Annotated in this window: 1 protein-coding gene and 1 pseudogene; both read right to left on the bottom strand. The window is 47.7% G+C overall.

The features are described 5' to 3' along the window. Window positions 1-491, bottom strand: a 491-nt coding sequence (locus tag R7R78_RS28045) for an ATP-binding cassette domain-containing protein (RefSeq protein ID WP_225474844.1), incomplete at its 3' end; no start/stop codon positions are given. Next, window positions 488-587, bottom strand: a pseudogene (locus tag R7R78_RS28040) (GntR family transcriptional regulator); the annotation flags it as partial. The gene R7R78_RS28045 and the pseudogene R7R78_RS28040, both read right to left, overlap by 4 nt.

Here is a 587-nt window from a genome sequence, read left to right as displayed (position 1 = left end):
ACCAAATCCAAACCAAGAGTTGGTTCATCCAAAATCAGGATTTGTGTATTGGTTGCGATAACAATGGCAAGGTGCAATTGCACTTTCATCCCTTTCGAAAGGGCTCTGATTGTCGCACGAGGTTTGATGTCGGTTTGACGAAGCAGTGCATCCGCTTTGCTTCGATTGAAACCCGGGTGAACCCCTTCGGTATAACTCAGAAGCTGAGAGACTGTCATCCAATCTGGCAAAACATTCACATCCGAGATGTACGACAAGTTCTGCATGATCTTGTCGCGCTGCATCATGGGCTCGAAGCCATTGATGCGAATAGTCCCTTCGTAGTCGTGGGCGCCGAGTAGGGCGTTAATAAGCGTCGACTTACCCGCGCCATTGTGGCCGAGTAAACCAAGCACTTGACCAGCATGTAAGTCAAAACTCACATCATGAAGCGCCTCTCCTTGTTGGCGGTACTGCTTGGAGACGTTTTTTACACTGACTAATGCGCTCATTGGTCACCTTTCATATGGGGGTTAAGTTGCTGGACAAGTTCATCAACTGACATGTCCAGACGTTGTAATGTATCGGCTATTTGAGGAATTTGCTGT

The organism is Vibrio sp. 2134-1 (assembly GCF_033339495.1).
This window is presented reverse-complemented; position numbering and strand designations above follow the sequence as displayed.